At 59.2% G+C, this 16,353-nt stretch carries 18 protein-coding genes and 1 pseudogene; 2 read left to right on the forward strand and 17 right to left on the reverse strand.

The genetic code is table 11. From position 1 onward, the window contains the following. The first annotated feature begins 33 nt into the window (after positions 1 to 33). The gene (locus tag ACFE0K_RS13120) at positions 34 to 876 is read left to right on the forward strand and encodes a hypothetical protein (RefSeq protein ID WP_434536486.1); all 843 of its coding nucleotides are present in this window, start codon (positions 34 to 36) and stop codon (positions 874 to 876) included. Here ACFE0K_RS13120 and ACFE0K_RS13125 read toward each other — a convergent pair. From ACFE0K_RS13125 to ACFE0K_RS13200, 16 genes are all read right to left on the reverse strand, one after another. After that, the gene (locus ACFE0K_RS13125; RefSeq protein WP_434536487.1) at positions 841 to 2,478 is read right to left on the reverse strand and encodes a S1 family peptidase; all 1,638 of its coding nucleotides are present in this window, start codon (positions 2,476 to 2,478) and stop codon (positions 841 to 843) included. The two genes, ACFE0K_RS13120 and ACFE0K_RS13125, sit on opposite strands and share 36 nt — an antisense overlap. A 281-nt stretch (positions 2,479 to 2,759) precedes the next feature. After that, positions 2,760 to 4,097, reverse strand: a complete 1,338-nt coding sequence (rmuC, locus tag ACFE0K_RS13130; protein WP_434536488.1) for a DNA recombination protein RmuC — start codon at positions 4,095 to 4,097, stop codon at positions 2,760 to 2,762. Next, positions 4,094 to 4,885 carry a TatD family hydrolase gene (locus ACFE0K_RS13135; protein WP_434536489.1) on the reverse strand — a complete coding sequence of 264 codons (792 nt, stop codon included), beginning with the start codon at positions 4,883 to 4,885 and terminating at the stop codon, positions 4,094 to 4,096. Before ACFE0K_RS13135 ends, rmuC begins: the two co-directional genes overlap by 4 nt. A 195-nt stretch (positions 4,886 to 5,080) precedes the next feature. After that, complete coding sequence (locus ACFE0K_RS13140; RefSeq protein WP_035233973.1) at positions 5,081 to 5,428, reverse strand: PilZ domain-containing protein; 348 nt, start codon at positions 5,426 to 5,428, stop codon at positions 5,081 to 5,083. Between the two features lie 90 nt (positions 5,429 to 5,518). Further along, the gene (locus ACFE0K_RS13145; protein ID WP_434536490.1) at positions 5,519 to 6,520 is read right to left on the reverse strand and encodes a DNA polymerase III subunit delta'; all 1,002 of its coding nucleotides are present in this window, start codon (positions 6,518 to 6,520) and stop codon (positions 5,519 to 5,521) included. Further along, on the reverse strand, positions 6,511 to 7,137 hold the full coding sequence (gene tmk, locus ACFE0K_RS13150) for a dTMP kinase (RefSeq protein WP_434536491.1): 627 nt from the start codon (positions 7,135 to 7,137) through the stop codon (positions 6,511 to 6,513). The genes ACFE0K_RS13145 and tmk overlap by 10 nt, the downstream gene beginning before the upstream one ends. After that, positions 7,134 to 8,192, reverse strand: coding sequence for an endolytic transglycosylase MltG (mltG, locus tag ACFE0K_RS13155; RefSeq protein ID WP_434536492.1), 1,059 nt, complete (start codon positions 8,190 to 8,192; stop codon positions 7,134 to 7,136). Before mltG ends, tmk begins: the two co-directional genes overlap by 4 nt. Before the next feature lie 112 nt (positions 8,193 to 8,304). After that, positions 8,305 to 9,099, reverse strand: a complete 795-nt coding sequence (pabC, locus tag ACFE0K_RS13160) for an aminodeoxychorismate lyase (protein WP_434536493.1) — start codon at positions 9,097 to 9,099, stop codon at positions 8,305 to 8,307. Further along, entirely contained in the window at positions 9,099 to 10,337 is a 1,239-nt protein-coding gene (gene fabF / locus ACFE0K_RS13165; RefSeq protein ID WP_434536494.1) for a beta-ketoacyl-ACP synthase II, read from the reverse strand. Before fabF ends, pabC begins: the two co-directional genes overlap by 1 nt. Positions 10,338 to 10,581: 244 nt before the next feature. After that, entirely contained in the window at positions 10,582 to 10,815 is a 234-nt protein-coding gene (gene acpP / locus ACFE0K_RS13170; RefSeq protein ID WP_035247337.1) for an acyl carrier protein, read from the reverse strand. 186 nt (positions 10,816 to 11,001) lie between these two features. Then, positions 11,002 to 11,733 (reverse strand): 3-oxoacyl-ACP reductase FabG, encoded by a 732-nt coding sequence (fabG, locus tag ACFE0K_RS13175; RefSeq protein WP_434536495.1) that lies wholly within the window; start codon positions 11,731 to 11,733, stop codon positions 11,002 to 11,004. Positions 11,734 to 11,735: 2 nt separating this feature from the next. Next, complete coding sequence (gene fabD / locus ACFE0K_RS13180) at positions 11,736 to 12,665, reverse strand: ACP S-malonyltransferase (protein WP_434536496.1); 930 nt, start codon at positions 12,663 to 12,665, stop codon at positions 11,736 to 11,738. Between the two features lie 90 nt (positions 12,666 to 12,755). After that, complete coding sequence (gene plsX / locus ACFE0K_RS13185) at positions 12,756 to 13,781, reverse strand: phosphate acyltransferase PlsX (protein ID WP_434536497.1); 1,026 nt, start codon at positions 13,779 to 13,781, stop codon at positions 12,756 to 12,758. 181 nt (positions 13,782 to 13,962) lie between these two features. After that, the gene (rpmF, locus tag ACFE0K_RS13190; protein WP_035247326.1) at positions 13,963 to 14,151 is read right to left on the reverse strand and encodes a 50S ribosomal protein L32; all 189 of its coding nucleotides are present in this window, start codon (positions 14,149 to 14,151) and stop codon (positions 13,963 to 13,965) included. A 33-nt stretch (positions 14,152 to 14,184) separates the two neighbouring features. After that, the gene (locus ACFE0K_RS13195; RefSeq protein WP_434536498.1) at positions 14,185 to 14,700 is read right to left on the reverse strand and encodes a YceD family protein; all 516 of its coding nucleotides are present in this window, start codon (positions 14,698 to 14,700) and stop codon (positions 14,185 to 14,187) included. Positions 14,701 to 14,712: 12 nt separating this feature from the next. Continuing rightward, the gene (locus ACFE0K_RS13200) at positions 14,713 to 14,922 is read right to left on the reverse strand and encodes a hypothetical protein (RefSeq protein ID WP_434536499.1); all 210 of its coding nucleotides are present in this window, start codon (positions 14,920 to 14,922) and stop codon (positions 14,713 to 14,715) included. On the opposite strand from ACFE0K_RS13200, the gene ACFE0K_RS13205 reads away from it, so the two are divergent. After that, positions 14,921 to 15,511, forward strand: a complete 591-nt coding sequence (locus tag ACFE0K_RS13205) for a Maf family protein (protein WP_434536500.1) — start codon at positions 14,921 to 14,923, stop codon at positions 15,509 to 15,511. The two genes, ACFE0K_RS13200 and ACFE0K_RS13205, sit on opposite strands and share 2 nt — an antisense overlap. A gap of 243 nt (positions 15,512 to 15,754) precedes the next feature. Here ACFE0K_RS13205 and ACFE0K_RS13210 read toward each other — a convergent pair. Beyond that, positions 15,755 to 16,309, reverse strand: a pseudogene (locus ACFE0K_RS13210) (S49 family peptidase); the annotation flags it as partial. Positions 16,310 to 16,353: the final 44 nt, after the last annotated feature.

Raw genomic sequence — 16,353 nt, forward strand, 5'->3', positions numbered from 1 at the left:
TCCAGAACCTCGTTTCCCGCACATGGAGTGCCCATGAGTCGCCAACTGGCCTTTTATCAATGGATCTGCCGTCGCCTGCAGCGAGACGAGCCGTTCAGTGGTCAGCCCAGTGCCGACCTGGACAGCCTGCGCACCGTGCTCAAACCCTGCGACGTGCTGCTGGTGGCCGGCCACAGTAATGTGGACCGTACCTTCAAGGTGATCGGCGACAGCCGCTTCGCCCGCGCGGTGCTCTATATCGGCCGACTCCATGACGTGGCGGACCCGGCCCTGCGTGCCCTGCTGGGGGATTACACCCCCTGCGAACCTGATACCCAGCTGGTAATCGATGCGCGGCTGGAACGAGGCCTGATCGTGGAGCCATTGTCTGCCCTGGAAGGCCGGCAGATCCGTGTCTGCCGGGCCCAGGGGCTGAGTGATAATGAAGCTCAGGACGTATTGCGCTATGCCATCAGCCGAATCGGCGCCGGTGGCAGCCAGTCATGGGCGGCTCTGGCGTTATTGACCCTGATGCCCTGGCGATGGCTGCCGTTACGCTGGCGCATCAGCCTGTTCCGTCGCTGGGCCGGGGAACTGGCCCGGGCCCTGACTGGCACCGTGGTCGCAGATGCTTTCAGTTTCGTGCAGTTCCCGGTGCTACCACTGGTGAAGGAAAACGGTTCCGGTAGCCGCCTGCTACGGCTACAACCACGAGCTATCATCGCCGCGGATTTCGATCACTCGCCCTACTTCGAGATCATCAAGGCGCCGTTCCAGCTCACGGACATTCCCAAGGGCATGGATGCGGTGCCCTGGAAAGGCAATCAAGGCGCGCTGGCGCCGGAGCGCCAGCGGCACCTGTCACTGGTGGAGCCGTCGAGCGGCAACCAGGGCTAGCCCCAACAGCACCAGGAACGACAGACTACCGCCACCACCGCCGCCACCGGTGTCGTTCCCAGCCGTAGTGCTGGCACCACTGCTGGCGCTACGAGCTTGAGCAGGCCGGGTATACGCTTTGCTGTCGCCGGTTGGAAAATCACCGTTATCGGTCCACACCTGCACGGTCATGGGGTCATAGCCCTCACCGGAAACCAGCAATTGCTGGGTCACATACTGCCCCGGCCCCAGATCCCCAAGACCGCACTGAACACTACGACTGCCACTACAGTTGCCCGGCAACTCAACGGTTTGCCACCCTGCAGGCAGGGCAAAGCCCAGGCGCACCCGCGCCGCTGTCTGATGCGTCGCCGCATTGCGTACCAGGGCACTGACTCGCACATGGCCATCGCTGCCCCGGTTAGTGGTCAGGCTGAGCACCACATCCGGCTCGTTACTGAATACCAGATTGAACGCTTCGCTGCGCAGGCTGAAGTAATCGTAAGAATCGCTAATCGGGCTGACTCGCACCTGATCCGCCCAGCGGGACGAGGCCTTCAGGGTCACGGCATAGGTGGCACTGCTCTGTCCCAGCGCCAGGTACAAACTGTTTCGACAGTCGGTGTAGCCCGTGTAGGTCCGACAGGACAGGCCCGGTACCGACACAGACAGACCTGGCTGATGCTCGATACGCAGGCCCACATTGCGGGCGTCATTGCGGGTGCTGGTGTTGGCAATGCGCGGATACAGGGTCACCGCACTGGACGTGTTGCGGTACTGATCACCGTTGAGGCCTTCGGTCTGTAGATCCACCAGTCCGCCGGAGGTGGTCTCTTCCAGCCAGGGCAAGTAACGATCCACGCGGCTATAGACCGCCGGTACACCATCGGTGGCACAGGTTTCATGGCCGTAGCTGGTCACCCCCACCAGCCACTGCTGGTCATCCTTGCGGTAAACCAGCGGCCCGCCGCTATCGCCACGGCAGGAATCCTGCTTCTGGCCCTGGGGATTCATTTCACCGGCACAGATCTGGTTGCCGGTGAGATTACTCCACTGGCTGGCGCAGTAACCCTGCGACACGAAATCCAGATCTGCTTTTTGCAGGGTCTCGGTCAGGGCGAAGCCATCCGGGGTGGTGGAACCCCAGCCCAGCACTTGCAGGGCTTCATCGTGGTTGCCCACCGCCAGCTCGGTAACGATGTGCGGCTTGGCCATATCCAATGGTGTGGAGCGGCTCGGCGCCGCCAGTTTGAGCAGGGCCAGATCATTATGGAAGTGGGTGGCATTGTAGGCAGGATGCACCTGCAGTTCGGTGACTGCCAGTTGCTCCGGTGCTTTGGTGGTAGTGCGGTTAACACTGCCCAGGGAGACGAACAACATGTCTGCCTCGACACTGTCGACACAGTGGGCGGCAGTCAGCACCCAGCGGGGGGCAATCAGGGTGCCACCGCACAGCGTCGCCACATACTCGGGATTGCCGGACCGGCTGATTTCCACCTCGGCCATCCACGGCCGCACCTGTGTGACATCCTGTCCCCCGATGACCCGGGGTTGGGCTTGCAACGCCGATACCGTCTGAACCAGACCCGCCCCCAGCAGCAGGGCCACTATCAAACGATACATAAAATTACCCTCAGTTAGCGTTTCGTTACGCAACGCATACTAACTAAGGATTTCGGCTTATACCTGTGACCTGGTTCTGATATTAGAACGATGGCACCCGGGTGCCAGAAGATAGTCAAAAATGACCGTCAAGTCCGGTCATTTTATCGCTATTTTTGTCGTTTTTTACGACATATGGCGTCATATTGCGCGAAGTTTTACTGCACATTTTTTATCATGCAAAACACTTTGTATAAAAGCAACCTTTTACAATATTCACACCGCATTGTCCGACTGACTTATCAGTCGGCACTGTCGTCCTGCAGGTCTTCAGAGTCATCTTCATCAGCCGGCGCCGGCAGGCTGCGGCGAGCCTTGGCACCCAGATCTTTCAACTGATGGGCCTGGCGCAGCAGGTTGCCGTTACCGCTGGTAAGGCGTTTGCGGGTCTGCTCCCAGGACGATGTTGCCTTGGCAAGTTTGTCACCCACGTCTTCCAGGGATTCCGTGACCAAAGACACCTGGTCACAGATTTTGCCGGCACGAGCGGCGATATCCAGGGCATTGCGGTTCTGATATTCATAGCGCCAGATATTCTGGATGGTGCGCAATGTCACCAACAAGGTGGTGGGGCTGACCAGTACGATGTTGCGGGCAAAGGCATCGGTGTAGAGGCTGGAGTCCTGCTCCATGGCCACCATGAAGGCACCTTCGATGGGAATGAACAGCAGCACGAAATCCAGGCTGCGAATCCCTTCCAGGCCACTGTAATCCTTGATATCCAGTCCCTTGATGTGACTGCGCAGGGACATCAGGTGATCGCGCAGGGCCTGCTCTCGCTCTTCGCTGGTAGAGGCCGATGACAGGCGCTCGTAGGCGACCAGGGAGACCTTGGCATCGATCACCACGTCCTTGTTTTCAGGCAGGTGGACGATGGCGTCAGGTAGGCGCCGCTGGCCGCTTTCATCTTTCAGGGTGACCTGGGTTTCATATTCGCGCCCACGGGTCAGCCCGGACGATTCCAGCACCCGCTCGAGGATCATTTCCCCCCAGTTGCCCTGGGTCTTCACCTGCCCTTTCAGGGCATCGGTGAGATTGCGGGCGTCCTCGTGCATCTGCTGGTTGAGGCTGCGCAGCTGGCCCAATTGCTCGATCAGAGAGGCCTGCGCACGAGTTTCATCACTGTGGATCTGATCGACCCGGCGGCGGAAGTCCGCCAGCTGCTCGCGGAACGGCTTGAGCATACCGTCCAGCCCTTGCTGTTGCTGTTCCTGCAGCTGCTTGCCCCGTTGCTCGAAAATGCGCGCGGACAGGTTTTCGAATTCCTGCTTGAGCTGTTCGCGGCTCTTCTCGGCAAAGGTCAGCTTTTCTTCCTGGCCGGCCAACCGCTCTTCCAGCCGCGCCTTGTCGGAGGACAGCTGCTGCAGGCGGGATTCGCTGTCCTGCAAACGACGCTGGCTGGTTTCCAGCTGCTCGCGCAGCAACGGCACCTGGGCCAGCGGCTCCGATAGCGCCTGCTTCTGGGCTACCAGTTCCGCTTCCCGCCCAGCGCTGCGACGGCGCTCGATCAACAGCACCAGCAGCGCCGCAAAGACTGCACCGCCAAGAGCCGCCAGCCCCAGCATCAGATTCGGATTCATGGTTGCGCCTTGTTGAAGAGGGTAAAGAAATTGTCGCGGGTAATGCGCGCCAGTTCAGCGACGTCGACACCCTTGAGCTCGGCCACACATTCGGCCACCTGGGCCACATAGCGGGGCTCATTGGGCTTGCCCCGGAAGGGTACCGGCGCCAGCCAGGGGGAATCGGTTTCGATCAGCAGACGGTCCAGCGGCAGGGCCTTGACGGTGTCGCGCAGGGTTTCTGCATTGCGAAACGTGATGATGCCGGAGATGGAGATATAGAACCCCATGTCGATGGCCTGCTGTGCCATGTCCAGGTCTTCGGTGAAGCAATGCAGTACGCCGCGCACCTGCCCCTGGCCATGCTCTCTCAGCAACGCCAGTGTATCGTCCTTGGCACCACGGGTATGGATCACCAACGGCAGGCCGGTCTCCCGGGCCGCTTGAATATGGGCGACAAAATAACGCTGCTGCCAGTCCCGCTGCTCTTTGGCATAAAAGTAATCCAGCCCGGTCTCGCCAATGGCGACCACTTTCGGGTGTGATGCCCTTTCTACCAGCTCGCTGACCTGGGGCTCACGAGACTCCTTGTAGAGCGGGTGTACGCCGACACTGGCATAAACATGATCATGTTGCTCGGCCAGCGCCTGCACATCAGGAAAGGTTTCCAGATCCACGCCAATACACAACATGTGGCTGACGCCCGCCTCGGCGGTGGCGGCCATCATGGCAGCAAAGTCGCCGTTATGGGCGTCCAGATTAAGGCGGTCCAGGTGGCAGTGGGAATCCACAAAAGCGACGTCAGACATTCAATGCTCCGGCATGACAAACGCGGGCATTGTACTAACGCAGCACGCAACACGCGACACACAACAACGCGGAACACGTGTAACTGCCTTTAAAACTTAACAACAGCGCCCATTTCATGGGCGCGGTCTCTTGCTTTTAAAAAACCTTACACACGCAACGCGTTGCTGCATGTCGCGTGCGGCGTGTTGCGCAACTCACATGGTATGCGTAGGACGATCGGATTCCAGGGAGCCAGCCAGATGGTTTTCAATGGTGACCCGGGCGGTGTCGTCCTGGTCGGAGAACTGCACGCCGATACCGGCACTGCGGTTACCCTGGGCCCCTTTTGGAGTGATCCAGACCACCTTGCCGGCCACCGGGATCTTGTCCGCCTCATCCATGATGTTGAGCAACAGGAAAATTTCCTCGCCCAGCTTGTATTGCTTGTCGGTGGGAATGAACAGGCCGCCATTGGTGATGAAAGGCATGTAAGCGGAATACAGTACCGCCTTGTCCTTGATGGAAAGCGACAGGATGCCGCTGCGGCCGCCGGGCATTTTCATAGGGGGTGCCTCGTGTGACATACCGGCTGCCCGCACACCTATCAGCGGCATAGCACAACCAGTAAGACTTTATTATTAATAGGGTAAAGATTAGTGGGCTGCCGCCGCAGCGTCAACGCCCACCAGCACCAGCAGCCACTGTTCGTAGAGCAGATCCTTGTTGGGGTTGGCCCCAGACATCAGCGCCCGCCGCCCTTCCAGTACCCGCTGGGCGGCGCGCAACAAACGCGCCGGCGGTACCGCCCGGGACAGTCGGGTCAGCAAGGGCGCCAGCGACGCATCGGCGCTTTGCTGTCCGGAATAGGCCTGATTCAGGCAACGGGACAACCAGCCATAGATCACCCCGGCCATTTCCGTGGGATCATGCTTTGCCAGCATGGGGGACGCCTGAGCAACCGATTGACGCCCCTCCGCCACCGACACCAGCACCTCCAGCAAACGGGCACGGTCGGCAAACCATTCCGCCTGCTCCAGGGCCAGGGCCCGCAGGGGCGCCCCCTGAGCCGCGTCCAGCAGCGAGCGGGCACTCTCCCCTACCTGGCTCTGTAACCACTCCAGAGCCTGCTCCTGGGGTGGCAGAGGCAGGATTCGCTGCTGGCAGCGGCTGCGAATCGTCGGCAGCAACAGAGTCGGCTGATCGCAGACCAGCAGCAGCAGCGTCTGACCACCGGGTTCTTCCAGGGTCTTGAGCAGGGCATTCTGCGCGTTGCGGTTAAGCGCTTCCGCTGGCGACACAATCGCCACACGGTAGCCGCTGTACTGGGCGGTACGGGTGGCAAAGCCCACCAGCTTGCGCACCTGGTCAATCTTGATGGCCCGGCTCTTGTCTTCCGGGCTCAGCCGATGCAGGTCCGGGTGGGTGCCTGCAGCACTCAACTGGCACCCCTGACACTGGCCACAGGGCAAACCACCGGTGGGTTTGTCACAGAGCAATGTCTGCGCCAGGGACTCCGCCAGCCGCAGTTTGCCGATGCCTTTCGCGCCGCTGATCAGCAACGCATGGGGAAGACGTCCCTGCTGATGCTGATCCAGCAGCTGGGCCATGGTGTCCTGATGCCAGGGACAGGGAACCTGAATACGGGCTAAGCCCATGTGAGCATCTCCTCCAGTAGCGGCTGTAGCTGGGCACGGACCTGATCCAGATCACATGAGGCATCCACCACCCGAAAGCGGTCCGGTTCATTGCCGGCCCGTTCCTGATAGCACTGGCGAATCCGCTCGAAGAACGCCCGGTCTTCCTGCTCGATGCGATCCAGTGCCGCCCGTTTGCCGGCACGGGCCATGCCCACGTCCACCGGCACATCAAACAGCAGCGTCATGTCGGGTTGTGTATCACGTACCACCAGCCCCTCCAGGCGGCCAATGGCATCCCGATCAAGGCCTCGCCCTGCACCCTGATAGGCCCAGGTGGCATCCACAAAACGGTCGCTCAGCACCCAGTCGCCCCGCTCCAGGGCCGGGCGGATTTTTTCTGCCAGGTGCTGGGCCCGAGCGGCAAACACCAGCAGCAGCTCGGTGTCATCCGCCATTTTTTCATCGGTGGGCGCCAGCAATACGCTACGGATGGATTCCGCCAACGGAGTGCCGCCCGGTTCACGGGTCACCAGCACGGTCTTGCCTGCCTCACGTAGCCGGGTGGCGAGCCAATCCAGGTTGCTGCTCTTGCCGGCGCCTTCGCCACCTTCCAGAGTGATGAAACGCCCCCTCACTGTGAGCTCCCCGGCGAGGAGCGGTAGCCTTCGCGACGGCGTAACTGATAGTCACGGACGGCCTTGCGATGCTGGGCCAGGGTTTTGGAGAAGTAATGGCTGCCATCACCGCGGGCCACAAAATACAGTGATTCGGTTTCCGCCGGGTTCACCGCTGCCTGAATCGCTTCTCGCCCGGGCATGGCGATGGGCGTGGGGGGCAGCCCGGAAATCGTATAGGTGTTGTAGGGTGTGGGCCGGCGCAGGTCGGAACGGCGAATATTGCCATCATAGGCTTCGCCCATACCGTAGATCACTGTGGGGTCCGTCTGCAGGCGCATACCCTTACGCAACCGATTGGTAAAAACGCCGGCAATTTCCGGGCGCTCGTCCGGTACCCCGGTTTCCTTTTCAATGATGGAAGCCAGGATCAGCGCTTCATAAGGGCTATCGATGGGCAGGTCATCCGCTTTCAGTGACCAGGCCTCTTCCAGCAGAGCCTCCTGCCGCTCCAGCGCCCGGCGCAGGATGGTCAGGTCCGAGGTGCCACGGGTATAGAAATAGGTTTCCGGCGCAAACCAGCCTTCCGGGTGCATATCCGGGCGACCCAGCTTTGCCATGATCTGGTCATCGGTGAGGCTGTCCAGGGTATGGCTCAGGCTTTCCTGAGCCGCCAGCCGCAGGCGCAGCTCCCGGAAATTCCAGCCTTCCACCAGCGTCAGGCTGCGCTGAATCACTTCCCCGCGATCCATTTTTTCCAGCAAGCTGAGCAGGGAGTCCCCGGGCCGCAAGCGATACTCGCCCACATGCATGCGCCCGTCCATGTCAGTCAGGCTGCTATAGAGCCGCGCACCGACACGGCGAAAATCCGCCTGATAGCCTTCGCCCAGTAAGCCGCGCTTTTTCAGCTCATGCAGCACCTGACTCAACCCCGCACCCCGGGGAACCTCGACCACACTGGGCTCTGTCAGCGGCAAGGGCTGGTGCAAGTAGCTGCTGACCCAGGCCGTCACCAAAGGAATGGCGACCACCAGCAACACCACCAGCAGTCCGAAAATTCGAATTTTTTTACGCATGAGAGAAATTGTAGGGCCTGTGTTGCGGAATGAAATAAAAAAACGCATGGCAAGCGACACGCATCAAGCAACATGCGAAAGGCACAACGTCCCGGCGTGTAGCATGTTGCTATTACAAAAAGAGCGTATCCGCAGATTGCTGCAATTGCAGCACTGAATCCAGCACCGGCCACTGCCATTGCGCCAGTTTACGCACCGGGAGCACGCCGGCAACACTGTTGCAAAGAAACAGCCCCTGAGCGCGCTGAAGCTGTGACAACGGCCGCAGATCACAAACCACGGCATCCCCCTGCTCTGCCAATTGCTCACAGAGCCACTCACGCATCACCCCCGCCACCCCGGCACGGGCGGCCTGCAGGTCCGGCGTCCACCAGTAGTCATCAAATCGGGCGAACAGGTTCATCGCCGTGGCTTCCAGCGGTTGGCGGCGGGGGCTGAGCAACAGCCCTTCGTGCCAACCCTGGCGAGCCACTTCGCGACGAGCCTGTACCTGGGGAAGACGATTGAGGTGTTTGAGCCCGGCCAGGGACTCCGGGTGCAGTGGCTCACCACACAGGCCCAGCACAATACCCTGCTCACGCAGCTCATGGGGCCAAACCGGTAGCGGGCCCGCCTGCCAAAGCACGGTTGGCTGCGGGTCGGAGGGAGGCAAATAACCGCGCCCACCGGGCCCCCGGGTGAGCGTGAGTTTGACCACACCGGGCTTTCCGCCCAGGGCAGCAACCCCTTCTGCAACCGCCGACAGATAGCGGGTTTCCGGCAGGGATGGCAGTCCCAGCACGCGGGCACCGCGCAGCAAACGCCGGAGATGCGAGGGCCAGAGTGGCACTGCGCCATCCGCCGTCACCCTCAGGGTTTCAAACAGCCCGTCGCCATAGGCCAGTCCGCGATCACGGGGATCGACCATCACACCTTCTTGAACAGCAGGGTACCGTTGGTACCGCCGAAACCGAAGGAGTTGGACAGTGCATAGTCGATATTGCGCTGCTGGGCCGTATTTGCCACCAGATTCAGATCACACCCCTCATCGGGTTCATCCAGGTTGATGGTGGGTGGCGCAATGGAGTCACGAATGGCCAGGATGGAGAAGATCGCCTCCACCGCGCCGGCGGCTCCCAGCAGGTGACCGATCATGGACTTGGTGGAGCTCACCGCCAATTGCCCGGCATGCTCGCCAAACAGGGACTTGATGGCGGCGATTTCCGCCAGGTCACCCATCTGTGTTGAGGTGCCATGGGCGTTGATGTAATCCACTTCGTCCGCGGCCACACCCGCGTTGCGCAGCGCATTTTCCATGGCTTTCATGGCACCCACACCACCCTCTGCCGGCGCGGTGATGTGATAGGCATCATCACTCATGCCGAAGCCTGCCAGTTCCGCGTAGATGGTGGCTCCACGGGCCTTGGCGTGTTCGTAGTCTTCCAACACCACCGCACCGGCACCATCGGCGAGCACAAAACCATCTCGGCCCTTGTCCCAGGGGCGGCTGGCGCCCTCGGGATCATCATTGCGGGTGGACAGCGCTCGTGCTGCGGCAAAACCGCCCATTCCCAGCGGTGTGGAGCCTTTCTCGGAGCCACCCGCTACCATCACATCCGCCTGGCCCAGCATGATCTGCTGGGCGGCAAAACCGATGTTATGGGTACCGGTGGTGCAGGCTGTGGTGATAGCAAAGTTGGGGCCCTTCATGCCATACATGATGGCCAGATTACCGGCGATCATGTTGATGATGGTGCCAGGCACAAAGAACGGGGATAGCTTGCGTGGGCCGGAATCCAGCATCTTGCGGTGGTTGTCTTCGATATTGGTCAGGCCACCGATGCCCGACCCGAACGCAGCACCTACACGGTCGGCGTCTTCCTTCTCCATATCAAGACCGGCATCGCGGATGGCCTGAATCGCCGCCACCAGACCGTACTGAATAAAGACATCCATCTTGCGGGCATCTTTCGGAGACAGGTAATCAGCAATGTCGAATTCCGGCACCAGGCCTGCAAAACGCGTGGCGAAGGATTCCGTATCGAAATGCTCGATATTACGAATGCCGCTCTTACCCGCTTTGATTCCTTCCCAGGTGGAAGCCACATCCGCACCCAGCGGGGTCAACATTCCCAGACCTGTAATCACTACTCGACGTGACGTCACCCGAATACCTCCCATCCTTTATTGTTGGGGCACTACCAATCTAAGCGACAAGATTACTACAAAGAATCCCGATGCTCGTCGCCGTTGTGTAAGCAAAAATCAACATTCAGCCATGAATGAACCGAAAAACACCCTGCAGGTTACCTGATCATGATGACAAACCAGGGGTGACTTCAGCGGCAACAAAAAAGCCGCAAGTTCATAGAACCTTGCGGCTTTCTCGGTACTGCTTCAACAACTGAAATCAGCTGTGGGCTTTGATGTAATCCACAGCGGACTGAACGGTGTTGATTTTCTCCGCTTCTTCGTCCGGAATTTCAGTTTCGAATTCTTCTTCGAGGGCCATCACCAGCTCAACGGTGTCCAGGGAGTCGGCACCCAGATCTTCAACGAAGGACGCTTCTGGTTTTACGTCTTCCGGCTTAACACCCAGTTGTTCAACGATGATTTTGTTTACGCGATCTTCGATGCTGCTCATGATCCTATAACTCTCCTGATTAATGGTGTGCTAGCACCTGTCAGCGGCTATTCTAGGTGAACGCTGTTTGCGCTTGCAACCCAACTGAGCCAGTGCCGTTACCTGAAGTTTTTCCAAATATTTTCTTCTGTAAAAACAGCGTATTAGACCGCTTTTTCAGAAACCCTCCGGTGCCCATTTTTTGAGCTATCCGGTAAACATGCCGCCATTTACATGTAAAGTGGTCCCGGTGACGTAGCCGCCACCATCGCTGGCAAGCCAGCCAACTGCACTGGCAATTTCCCCAGGCTGCCCCAGACGACCCAACGGAATACCCGCCAGCAGCGCCTCTTTCTGCGCCTCCGGCAGGGCCTCCGTCATGTCCGTCTGGATAAAGCCCGGCGCCACGGAATTCACTGTGATGTTACGTGAGCCGAGCTCCCGCGCCAATGCGCGGGTGAAACCTTCTACTCCGCCCTTGGCAGCGGCATAGTTCGCCTGACCTGCGTTGCCCATGGTACCGACCACGGAACTGATATTGATAATGCGCCCCCAACGGGCCTTGGTCATCCCTTTCAGACACGCCTTGCTGACCCGATAGAGAGAATTGAGGTTGGTGTCGATGACATCCCCCCACTCGTCATCCTTCATGCGCAGCATAATGTTATCGCGAGTGATGCCGGCGTTGTTCACCAGGACCAGCGGTGCACCAAACTCGTCATTGATGCTCTTTACCGTGCTGACCACAGATTCCTTATCGGTGACGTTCAGGACCTTGCCCGCGCCATTGTCACCCAGCGCATCACCGATGGCCGCAGCCCCCTTTTCCGAAGTGGCAGTGCCGACGACGAAAAAGCCGTCGGCAACCAGCTGCTCGGCAATGGCGCGACCGATGCCGCGACTGGCACCGGTAACCAGCGCGATTTTCTTTTCTGACATCCTTATTCTCCTTTCAGAGCAGCCTCGAAGGCCTCTCCGGTTTCCAGCGGACGGGCACTGATCTCCCGGTCGATCCGTTTGATCAGGCCACTGAGCACCTTGCCCGGACCACATTCATACACGTGGCTGACACCCTGCTCTTTCAGGGCCTGAATGGTTTCCACCCAACGTACCGGTGAATAGAGCTGGCGAATCAGTGCTTCGCGGATCTGTTCCGGTGCGGTTTCCATGGCCACGTCCACATTGTTGATGACGGGCATTTCCGCTGCATGAAAGTTGGTAGCCTTGAGGGTTTCTGCCAGCTGATCCGCCGCCGGTTTCATCAGCGCACAGTGAGACGGCACGCTGACCGGTAAAGGCATGGCACGTTTTGCACCCGCTTCCTTGCAGGCGAAGATGGCACGCTCCACTGCGGCTGCGGAACCGGCAATCACCACCTGCCCCGGTGCATTGAAATTCACCGCTTCCACCACGTCACCTTCCGCCGCCTGCTCACAGGCCGCGCGAACCTGGTCATCATCCAGCCCCAGCACCGCCGCCATTTTACCGTCACCTTCCGCCACTGCCTGCTGCATCAGCTGTCCGCGGGTACGCACCAGGCGCACCGCATCACCCAGATTGATCACACCGGCACAGGTCAGTGCGGTGTACTCACCCAGGCTGTGCCCGGCAAGCAGATCCGGGCGCGGTCCGCCGCTCTGCTCCCACAGCCGCCACAGGGCGACACCCGCCGTCAGCAACAGGGGCTGGGTATTTTCGGTCTGGTTGAGGGCTTCCTGGGGGCCTTCCTGGGAGAGAGCCCAGATATCCAGGCCAAGGGCGCCAGAGGCTTCCTGAAAGGTCTGCTTCACCGCCGGACGGTCGGCAAAGTCAGCAAGCATGCCAAGGCTCTGGGAGCCCTGACCGGGAAAAATAAAAGCAGTTTTGGACATTCACTATCCCCTTAAAAGTGCAGGTCGCAGTATGCCGGCTTTGCCATTGGCTGTCCGGCTCACCCTGCAACAAAGTATTAATGTACTGTTTCAGGCGTCCGCGCTGTTGCCCACTGGTGCCAAGGCATCGCAGATCAGTGCCGGCACATTGCGACGGGCTTCCAGTTCAGCCACTTCCAGGGCACTGGCGAAGCCTTCCACCGTGGTGCCACCATGGCTTTTCACCACCACACCGCGCAGGCCAACCAGGCTGGCACCGTTATATCGGTCCGGGTCCATGCGCGATTTCAGACCGCGAAACACCGGCAAGGCCAGCAAGGCGGAGAGTTTGCGCAGCCAGGAACGCTCCGCTTCTTCACGGATCATGTTCTTGAGCATCTTGGCCACGCCTTCCATGGTCTTGAGGGACACATTGCCCACAAAACCATCGCACACCACCACATCCGCTTCACCGGCAAAGATGCCATCACCTTCGATAAAGCCGGCGTAATTAATGTTCGGTGCATCACGTAGCAGGCCGGCGGCCTCCTTGATCTGCTCGTTACCCTTGATGTCTTCCTCGCCGATATTGAGCAGTGCCACCCGGGGATGGCGCACGCCATCCACCGCATTGACCAGTGCCTGCCCCATCAGGGCAAACTGCAATAGGTGCTCGGGTTCGGAATCCACATTGGCGCCCAGGTCCAGCATATGGCAGTGGCCGGACACGGTGGGAATGGCGGTACAGATGGCAGGACGATCCACCCCGGGCAGGGTCTTGAGCACGAAGCGGCTCACCGCCATCAGGGCACCGGTATTACCGGCACTGACCGCTGCCTGAGCGCGCCCTTCCTTGACCATATTGATGGCCACCCGCATGGAGGAATCTTTCTTCTGGCGCAGGGCCACGGCCACCGAGTCATCCATGGCCACCAGTTCGCTGGCGGGCTGGACAGTGATACGGGCATGGCCATCGAGACCAGCCTTGTTGATGGCGTCCGCCAGCGGTTCAGGCTGGCCGACGAGAATAATGTGCAGGTGTTCCTGGCGGGAAAGCATTGCTGCCACAGCGGGCACTGTCACGGCAAGACCGTGATCTCCCCCCATGGCATCCACCGCCAACGTCACAACCGACATGGGCTGTTTCCTTGTTATCAATTCAGCGGCGGCTATTCTGACAAATTTCCGCCCATGGAAACATGGTGGCTTCTTATTCGCTTACAAAAATGTCCACTTACAAAAAATCCTCCCGGAGGAGGATTTTCAGGGTGCCTGTACAGGCACACAGCAAAACGGGAGCCCGAGGCTCCCGCGTCACTTATTCGTCGTCGGTCTCGACCTGACGAATCACCTGGCGGCCACGGTACATGCCGTCAGGGGAAATGTGGTGACGACGGTGAACTTCACCGGTGTTGGTATCTTCGGTCAGCGCGGCAGAAGTCAGCGCGTCGTGAGAACGGCGCATGCCGCGCTTGGAACGGGTTTTACGGTTCTTCTGAACAGCCATTTCGAACTCCTCGGGCGTTTATTCAGCCTGAATTTACTTGCCTTGACCTTTTAATTTGGCCAGAACGGCAAAAGGGTTATCCGCGTTTTCCTGTTTCTCAGGTTTACCGCTCTCGTGCGGTAACACTGTCGGGCAAGAGTCATGCAGTGCCACCAACGGCATGGCCAGCAACAGCTCTTCTTCAAGCAGGTCGGTGAGTACCATGGGGTCATCACCCACTAGCCAGGGATCCAGTCGCTTTGGCAAGGCTTTCGCCTGATCCTCGTTCCGTACCAGCGCCACATCAATGATCGCATGCACATCACAAGCTACTGGCTCCAGGCAGCGCTGACACGGCAGCACCAATTTCGTGCTGACCTCGCCCTCGATACGCCGATGCCCCTCTTCATCACGACCGAACGCCAGCGAAATTACTACTGGCTGGTCCAGACTTTCGTGGTAATCCTGCAGGCGTGGCAGGTCACTAACGGTAAGCCGGCCCTCAACGACGCGACCCTGATCCGCATATTTGCGGGGATCGAGGAACTGTGGCAGTTGCCCTGAAAACATAAGCGCGCAATTCTAGGGCCGCAAGGCCCGCCTGTCAAAGTTAATGTGGCCAGCTAAATCGCTGACGCCAAAAGAGTTTTTCCTATCCGGGAAAAAGATTTCCGAACCAAGTGCATAAATCAGGCCGAACCCGCTCATTTTAGCGGCTTTATCTTCCCTCAACCCTTCTTCCATCAAGGGAAAATCACTACACTCTGCCGCGCCAGAAGCGGAGATAATCATGACTGACACCCCTGCCCTGTTACTTGCCTCGTCCTCGCCTTTCCGTCGCCAGTTATTGGACAAGCTGGGGCTGGATTTTATCCACCAGAGTCCGGATATCGATGAATCCCGCCTGTCCGGCGAATCCCCGGTAGCACTGGTGATGCGTCTGGCCAGGGAAAAAGCCCGTGCACTTGCCGACTCCCACCCTGACACCCTGATCATCGGCTCTGACCAGGTGGCCGTGATCGGTGACCAGGTGCTGGGAAAACCCGGCACCCGGGAAAAGGCCATCGAACAGCTCAGCGCCGCCAGCGGCAAGCGGGTGACATTTCTCACCGGCCTGTGCCTGCTCAATACTGCCACCGGACGCACTCAGGTGGCCTGCGACCCTTTCCATGTGCAATTTCGCACTCTGCGCCCCGAACAAATCGAGCGTTATGTGGATGCAGAGCAGCCGCTCAACTGCGCAGGCAGCTTCAAATCTGAAGGGCTGGGCATTGTGCTGTTCAAGGCCATGGAAGGCCGGGACCCCAACACCCTGGTGGGCCTGCCACTGATCTTGCTGACGGAATTTCTGGCAGCGGAAGGAATCTCTCTGCCGCTATAAAAGGCAACAGCGCGGGCTCCGAGAGCAATGCTGCTTTTCGGAACCCGCCTCTTCTAGCTTCTAGCTTCTAGCTTCTAGCTTCTAGCTTCTAGCTTCTAGCTTCTAGCTTCTAGCTTCTAGCTTCTAGCTTCTAGCTTCTAAGCTTCTAGCTTCTAAGCTTCTAGCTTCTAGCTTCTAAGCTTCTAGCTTCTAAGCTCGTAGCTTCTAAGCTCGTAGCTCGTAGCTCGTAGCTATCATTCTATTTCAGCGAATCTCAGGCGCCGCAGAGAGGCCCAACTTGTTAGCTACGCCTTCACCAATGGACACACCGAAACGGCGAACAAACTCTTCAAAGGGCGAACGGCTGACCGTGTAGTTCACCATCTCATCCAGCCCGACCACATCCCTGGCCACATTACCCGGGCTCTTCAGGCCATCCACCAGCCCCAGTTCCATGGCCTTCTCGCCGGTCCAGAACAGACCAGAGAAGATTTCCGGATGGGTGTCCGCTTTCAAGCGATCACCACGACCGTTTTTCACTGCGGTAATAAACTGCTGATGGATTTCATCCAGCATCACCTGCATGTGTTTACGGTCTTCCGGGCTGATCGGGGAGAAGGGATCCATCACCGCCTTGTTTTCGCCCGCGGTGAGCACACGACGCTCTACACCCAGCTTCTCGGCGGCTTCCTGAACACCGAAGCCGGCCATGATCACACCGATGGACCCCACGATGCTGGCCGGGTCCGCGTAGATTACGTCGGCGGCTGAGGCGATGTAATAGGCGCCGGACCCCCCCAGATCAGTGATGGCAGCGTAGCCTTTTTTCTTTGGATGTTAGGCGCGCAGGCGTTGAATCGCGG

Origin of the sequence: Alcanivorax sp. (assembly GCF_051117345.1) — a bacterium.
Taxonomy (GTDB): Bacteria; Pseudomonadota; Gammaproteobacteria; order Pseudomonadales; family Alcanivoracaceae; genus Alcanivorax.

Bases quoted from the DNA above. Each gene is read 5' to 3' on its own strand.
- ACFE0K_RS13120 (WP_434536486.1), top strand. From the start codon at position 34: ATGAGTCGCCAACTGGCCTTTTATCAATGGATCTGCCGTCGCCTGCAG.
- ACFE0K_RS13125 (WP_434536487.1), bottom strand. From the start codon at position 2,478: ATGTATCGTTTGATAGTGGCCCTGCTGCTGGGGGCGGGTCTGGTTCAG.
- rmuC (WP_434536488.1), bottom strand. From the start codon at position 4,097: ATGAATCCGAATCTGATGCTGGGGCTGGCGGCTCTTGGCGGTGCAGTC.
- ACFE0K_RS13135 (WP_434536489.1), bottom strand. From the start codon at position 4,885: ATGTCTGACGTCGCTTTTGTGGATTCCCACTGCCACCTGGACCGCCTT.
- ACFE0K_RS13140 (WP_035233973.1), bottom strand. From the start codon at position 5,428: ATGAAAATGCCCGGCGGCCGCAGCGGCATCCTGTCGCTTTCCATCAAG.
- ACFE0K_RS13145 (WP_434536490.1), bottom strand. From the start codon at position 6,520: ATGGGCTTAGCCCGTATTCAGGTTCCCTGTCCCTGGCATCAGGACACC.
- mltG (WP_434536492.1), bottom strand. From the start codon at position 8,192: ATGCGTAAAAAAATTCGAATTTTCGGACTGCTGGTGGTGTTGCTGGTG.
- pabC (WP_434536493.1), bottom strand. From the start codon at position 9,099: ATGGTCGATCCCCGTGATCGCGGACTGGCCTATGGCGACGGGCTGTTT.
- acpP (WP_035247337.1), bottom strand. From the start codon at position 10,815: ATGAGCAGCATCGAAGATCGCGTAAACAAAATCATCGTTGAACAACTG.
- fabG (WP_434536495.1), bottom strand. From the start codon at position 11,733: ATGTCAGAAAAGAAAATCGCGCTGGTTACCGGTGCCAGTCGCGGCATC.
- fabD (WP_434536496.1), bottom strand. From the start codon at position 12,665: ATGTCCAAAACTGCTTTTATTTTTCCCGGTCAGGGCTCCCAGAGCCTT.
- plsX (WP_434536497.1), bottom strand. From the start codon at position 13,781: ATGTCGGTTGTGACGTTGGCGGTGGATGCCATGGGGGGAGATCACGGT.
- rpmF (WP_035247326.1), bottom strand. From the start codon at position 14,151: ATGGCTGTTCAGAAGAACCGTAAAACCCGTTCCAAGCGCGGCATGCGC.
- ACFE0K_RS13195 (WP_434536498.1), bottom strand. From the start codon at position 14,700: ATGTTTTCAGGGCAACTGCCACAGTTCCTCGATCCCCGCAAATATGCG.
- ACFE0K_RS13205 (WP_434536500.1), top strand. From the start codon at position 14,921: ATGACTGACACCCCTGCCCTGTTACTTGCCTCGTCCTCGCCTTTCCGT.
- ACFE0K_RS13200 (WP_434536499.1), bottom strand. From the start codon at position 14,922: ATGATTATCTCCGCTTCTGGCGCGGCAGAGTGTAGTGATTTTCCCTTG.